We start from the raw sequence: 5,605 nt of genomic DNA on the forward strand, positions 1-5,605 counted from the left end.
GACGACCCGGGTCTCCCCCTCCCCGTAGACCTTGTTCAGGCCGGTGGCGCGGGCGGCCGCCAGGCCGGTACGGACGGCGGTTGCGGGGAAGGTCATGTGGACTCCTGTCGTCAGAGCGCGAAGGGTGAGGACACGCAAACGGATGCTCGCCTCTCACTTCATCCTCATGACCTGCCCGCCCCCGGAATGTCCCCCTCAGGCATGGAGTGCTCTCCTTGTTTCGGCGGTCGGGCAGACGCCCCACTCCTTCTGAGGTATGACCCTTCCCTCAGACCCAAGCCCGATCGGCCCGGCGGACATCACCCCACGACGACCTCGAAGGCCGTCGCCGGACTGGCCACACCCGCCGCCGCTCGCGGTGAGAGCGCCCGGAGGATTCGCAACTACGCCGGGCTGTTGGACGTGGTCCGGCTGGGACCGGCCGACGACGCGACCTCCGTCACCGCGGTCCAACTGCGCGAGGTCGTCGACCGCATCATCGCGGCAGGGCTTTGGCGCCGAGGTGATCCGGACATCCTCATCGTGGTGGACGCCGGCTACGACGTGGCCCGCCTGGCTCACGTGCTCGTGGACCTGCCGGTCGAGGTGATCGGCCGACTGCGTTCGGACCGGCCAGGCCGGCCGGGAGGCACCGGCATCAGCGGCACGGGCGGCGCCGCCGGCCGGTTCGGCGAGCGTGGCGACCGGGGCAGAGCCAACAACCAGGGCCTCAACGCCGTCGGCGGACAAGGCGTCCCGTCCAGCAGCAGCAGATCGTGGGCTGAGCCGCGCCATTTCTCGCGCATGAGCACCGCGGCCGAGGCGGCGGCCGGAGAAAATATTCACAACCCGCCGAGGCGGCGGCCCAATCAACGGCGGGGGCTGCGGAACCGACGGACACAGTGGGGTGTCCGCCGGTTCCGGCCGCCGGAACGCATTCCCCTGCGCCCGGCTTCCCGTTCCCGACTTCCCCGCACCTCCGGGGAGGGAACGGCAGCCGGAAAGGCCCTGGGCCCGCCGCACCCCCGTACAGGTGGGCCCAGGGCCTTTCCGTACACGCCCCAGATCCACTGCCCAACCGTGCCGGCCAAGTCCTCGGGCCCGGGCGAACGGCCGGTCAGCTTCGCCGCGCCGCCTCCGGCCGCCGGAAAACACACCGATCACCTCCAGTCGCTCCGGCCCGCCGCACCGACGGGGTACACCTCCGACTTCTTGGCACGTCCCCGTCCTCACTCCAGACGCCCTTGCGACACCGAGCTTCCGGATTGAACCGGCCGGGCCAACCAGGAACACCACCCGGGAGAACGCCCCATGCCCATAAATGTCCTGATCTTGAACGAATCACCCTTCATAACAGAATGCCTCCGGCTCGCCATTAATTCGAATCCGGATCTCTACTGCGTCAGCGCTTCCTCCGAAACCGAGGCCTTGGCCAGCATCGCAGACCGGCACCCCCAGGTAGTCCTCTGCCATTCGTCCGAACTTGAAAACTGCGCGAATTATCTTCCTTTCATCCGGAGCGCATGCTCACATCCGGCTCCGATCCCCGTCGCACTCATCACGAGCTGCGAAACTCCAGAACACCATCACGAAGCACTGCAAGCCGGCGCCACCGGAATCCTGTCGAAGGCGATCACCGTCAAGGACTTGGTTCACTCCATACACCTGCTGAGCAACGGCGGGGTGGCCTTCTGGCCTGCCAGCACGTGGGCCGCCCTGGAGGCGCGCCTTTGCCGCCCACAGCCGGACGGCCTCACCTTGCCGGCCATCGAGACCCTCACTCCAAGGGAACTCGATGTCCTGCTCCTGATCGGGGAAGGCCACAGAAACGACCAGATAGCGAATCTTCTCGACCTGGAGTTCAGCACCGTCAAGGACCATGTGAGCGCGATACTGGCCAAGCTGGGCGCCGCCAACCGCACCCAAGCTGCGATAATCGCCGTGAGGTCGGGATATTTCCGTCCAAGCCCCCAGCCGCTCCATACCGGCATCCCTCGGCAGTGCCGCCGCTGAGCACGCCTCGAATTCAGGGCTGCATGCCAGGGCCCAGAGGAAGCAGAGTCTCGACCGTCCTGCAGGGCTAACGACTCGTTCACCGCCGCCGAAAGCCTCGTTTCGACTGCGTGCCGCGGATGTGCTCGATGTTTCACGGGTGATCGTCGAATCGGTGTCCGTCCGCGCGAAAAAAGGGGAGCGATCACACCAGCGCCAGCCCCGTCGACCGCGGCAAGCCCGGCTCCAAGATGCACGTCCTGTCGGACCGCGTGAGGCTGCCCTTCACCGGTGGCATCTCGGCCGGCAGCACCAACACCAGCAGGTGGCAATGGGGCTGGACCTCGAAAAGGGCGGCCGGTCGGCCCCGGAAGTCGTCCAGGACAACGGCGGTCCAGGGCATGCTGTCGACGCCACACCCGGGGACCCTGGGAGGCGCTTGATTCGTTTTGACGGACACCTCTGATCAGGGGCTTCGGCCCCAAGAAGGATGAACGTGCTGTGAGGTGACCGGCCGTCTGCTTGCCCGACCGCATACACCGCTGCGACTTGACCACGCCCTGAGGGCCCCGGCAACCCGGACGCTGCAGCCGATGACTCGGGTAAGGAAGACCTCGGCCACAGGTCCAGACCTTGCGGGAAGCACCAGAGCGCGGGAACCCGCACAGCACCACCCGACCCGGAACACTGCCTCGCCGAGCATCGGTCGACTGCGGTGCACTCCGTACCGGGTCGGCTCCCGCGGAACCGGACGTCCGGTGACCCGCCGGCGCTGCGCCACTGAATCGATCTCGGTGACAGGTTGCGTGCCGACGTGCTCCGGCACAGGTGGCCACCCGGGGTGTCAACTCATGATCCCCAATGATCACTTGCGCGAGTGGACATGGCGGGGCGGCGGCCCGCCACCCGGATGCCTGCGACAGGAGTGGGCAAGACCCACCCAGGCGCCTTCCTGAGGGCAGGCATCCACGAATACCCGGAGATTCTGATGAGCGCAGAGCTCACCTTCGCGGACCTCACCGCCTTGATCACCAGGCGCACCGAGGCGGAGTGCAGCGCCGAGGACCTGGCCAAGTGGTCCGATCGCAGCTTCGGTCAGATCGGTCTGGACTCGATGTCCATGGTTGCCCTCATGGCGGATGTGGAGAAGCAGTACAGCGTCACCCTCGACCTCGACGAGATGAGCCGGCAGTCCGTGGAGGAGTTCCTGGCCGCGGTCGACGCCTCCGCCAAGGCCCAGGCCTGAGGCGGTAGGGGGCGGGCCCTACCCACGGTGAGCCGGGCGCCCCGTTCTCACAACGGGGCCGCTCCTGTGCGCGGGGGTGCAGCCGGCCTGGCACCCCTTCCGCGGCAACTTGGGCTTCTCCTCCCGGCCGATCCGCTCAGCCCGCCCGAGCGGCCGGCCGCCCATCAGGACGTCGAGCAGGTCCAGGGCGTCGTCCACCGACACGGTCTCCAGGTGCCGCACCGTGGCCAGCATCGTCGCGGTCTTGCGCGTCTCCTCCGGATCCCGCAGGGTCGACGCCTTCGACCCCAGCCCATACCGGGCCAGCGCCGCCATCCGCACCGGCGGCACCCCGCCGGTGTCCACCAAGCCCGCCCCCAGCTCCCGCACCTCCCTCGCCCGGTCCAACGCCCCGTGCATCGCCGACCCCGACACCCGCACCGGACCGGTCCGCAGCCGCTCCAGCTCCGACACCCGCTTCCCCTGCGACACCTTCAACAGCTCGCGCATCGCCTGCCGCATCCCGCCCTGCACCGCCTGATCCAGCCTCCGGTACAGCTCGGCCACATCTCCTGGACCCGCGTACCGGCGACCAGCCGGGTCAGCGTCGTGATCCCCGACAGCAGCACCCGGTTGTCCACCAGCCACACCACCGCCCGGTCGGACGGATCCGGAGTGTCAGGCCGGGTTCTTTGGCAGGAAGTGCCGGTCGAGGATCTCGGCCCACGTCGGAACGGTGACAGAGCGGCCGGTGTCGTCGGCCTGGACCTGGACGAGCTCGATGAGGGCCGCGACGAAGGCGGCCCGGCGGTGCTGACCGGGACGCCGCAGCCGCTTCCCGCAGCCGGTTGTGGGCGGCGGGAAGGGTTTCCTCGGCCCACCCCTCCTGCTCCCTGACCCTCTGCGCGCCGGCTTCCATCAGGATCCGACCGTGTGGGTGGGGCGCTGGTCGGTGTGCCAGATCTCGGTGATGCTCAGGCCAGGTTCGACCGCGGTGATGCGGATGTTGTCGGGATCCCGTCCGGCGTGGCAGTCCTCGCAGCCGAGGTGTCGGCGGCTGCTGGGGAGATCGGCGTGGGCGTCGGTCACGGGGCACCGGCTCCTTCCCGCCCGGCGGGTCGGGTGTGGGGCTCAGGCCGGGGTCGCCCGTCCAACGCCCGCCGGACAACAAGGCCAACACCCTTCACCAGGAGACGGGCTGTCAGAGGCGGCTGCGTCGAACGACGGGCCGGGTGAGCCGGGCCGGCTCGGTGCCGCGCGGCGCGGGGCCGCGGTGCGGGTGCGCTCCAGCCAGCTCATGACCCGGCACACCGTGGCGGGGTCGAGGGTGCGGGTGAGGGGGGACGGATGGCAGGGGGCGGGGCGGGGCCTGGCAGCCCCTTCGGGAGGACCGGTGGCGCCTACGGAGCCCACGGGTAACGAATCGGCAGGAGCGGCGACCCGGCGGCCCCTTCGGGGAGACGGGGCGAGGGCCGTCCCCGACGTCACTGGGGGCCCTGGGGACGGGCACCGAGGAGGACCCAGTCCAGCGACAGCAGATCGTCGGCCGAGCCGCGCGATCTCTCGCGCATGAGCACCACGGCCGCAGGCGGCGGCCGGAAACAATGGTCACACCTCGCCAGCACGGTGCTCCGCTCAACGGCGAGGTGTGCGGGGTCGGCTGGACACTGAGGGGTGTCCGGCCCGTCCCCGGCCGCCGGGGCGCCTTGGCCCGTCCCCGGCGGCCGGGGACGCCTAGCCCCGTCCCCGGCCGCCTGTTCCCGAACCCCGACGCCTCCGGGAGGACACGGCACACGGGCCGGGTGGTTCCGTCACCAGTGGTCGATAACGGAACCACCCGACGCAGCCCCGCCCAGAACCCGGGGCCACTGATAACGGACGGTGAGCCACGCCAAGGCCTGCGGCGACACCGAGGCCAACTGGAACGGCGGGGCAGGACCGGGCGGCGGCCAGGACCACAACGTCCCCGGCGCCGGACGGCGGGCCAGGGCCGCCAGGACGGCGGGCCGGACCGGGACGGGCAGAGCCGGTGAGCACCGTGGCGCCTCGCGGCCGTGGGGTCCGGTCGCCCGCCGCCGTCTGGACCCCACATCCAGTAGATCCGCCAGACGCCGGCACCGGTCTCGACGCAGGAGTCCCGGACGCGGCGGTGGCCGATGCCAGGGCGGGCCGGGGAACGCCCACCACCCCCGGGGGGACGTCGGGTACCGGGGCCCGTCCAGCGACAGCAGATCGTGGGCCGAGCCACGCGATCTCTCGCGCATGAGCACCACGGCAGCGGGCTGCGGCCGGAAAGAATGGTCACACCTCGCCAGGGTGACGGGCCCGCAGACGGCGAGGTATGCGGGGCGGGCCGGACATGAAAGGGCTGTCCGGCCCGCCCCGGCGGCCGGGGACGCCCAGCCCCCG

At 70.3% G+C, this 5,605-nt stretch carries 4 protein-coding genes and 3 pseudogenes; 5 read left to right on the top strand and 2 right to left on the bottom strand.

The genetic code is table 11. The features are described from left to right. Positions 1 to 96 (bottom strand): annotated as a pseudogene (locus AB0O91_RS40980) (ABC transporter ATP-binding protein); the annotation flags it as partial. Between the two features lie 285 nt (positions 97 to 381). Between AB0O91_RS40980 and AB0O91_RS40985 the strand changes: the two are divergent. The 5 genes and pseudogenes from AB0O91_RS40985 to AB0O91_RS41005 all read left to right on the top strand — a co-directional run. Beyond that, positions 382 to 612, top strand: a pseudogene (locus tag AB0O91_RS40985) (transposase); the annotation flags it as partial. A gap of 678 nt (positions 613 to 1,290) precedes the next feature. Beyond that, a complete protein-coding gene (locus AB0O91_RS40990; protein WP_363444611.1) occupies positions 1,291 to 1,992 on the top strand; it encodes a response regulator transcription factor in 702 nt (233 codons plus the stop codon). A 124-nt stretch (positions 1,993 to 2,116) separates the two neighbouring features. Next, positions 2,117 to 2,240 (top strand): annotated as a pseudogene (locus tag AB0O91_RS40995) (IS5/IS1182 family transposase); the annotation flags it as partial. A gap of 719 nt (positions 2,241 to 2,959) precedes the next feature. Further along, entirely contained in the window at positions 2,960 to 3,217 is a 258-nt protein-coding gene (locus tag AB0O91_RS41000; RefSeq protein ID WP_363444613.1) for an acyl carrier protein, read from the top strand. A gap of 223 nt (positions 3,218 to 3,440) precedes the next feature. Then, a complete protein-coding gene (locus AB0O91_RS41005) occupies positions 3,441 to 3,737 on the top strand; it encodes a hypothetical protein (protein WP_363444615.1) in 297 nt (98 codons plus the stop codon). A gap of 377 nt (positions 3,738 to 4,114) precedes the next feature. On the opposite strand, the gene AB0O91_RS41010 is transcribed toward AB0O91_RS41005, so the two are convergent. Beyond that, a complete protein-coding gene (locus AB0O91_RS41010) occupies positions 4,115 to 4,285 on the bottom strand; it encodes a hypothetical protein (RefSeq protein ID WP_363444618.1) in 171 nt (56 codons plus the stop codon). Positions 4,286 to 5,605: the final 1,320 nt, after the last annotated feature.

Source organism: Kitasatospora sp. NPDC089797 (assembly GCF_040684795.1).
Classification (GTDB): Bacteria; Actinomycetota; Actinomycetes; order Streptomycetales; family Streptomycetaceae; genus Kitasatospora.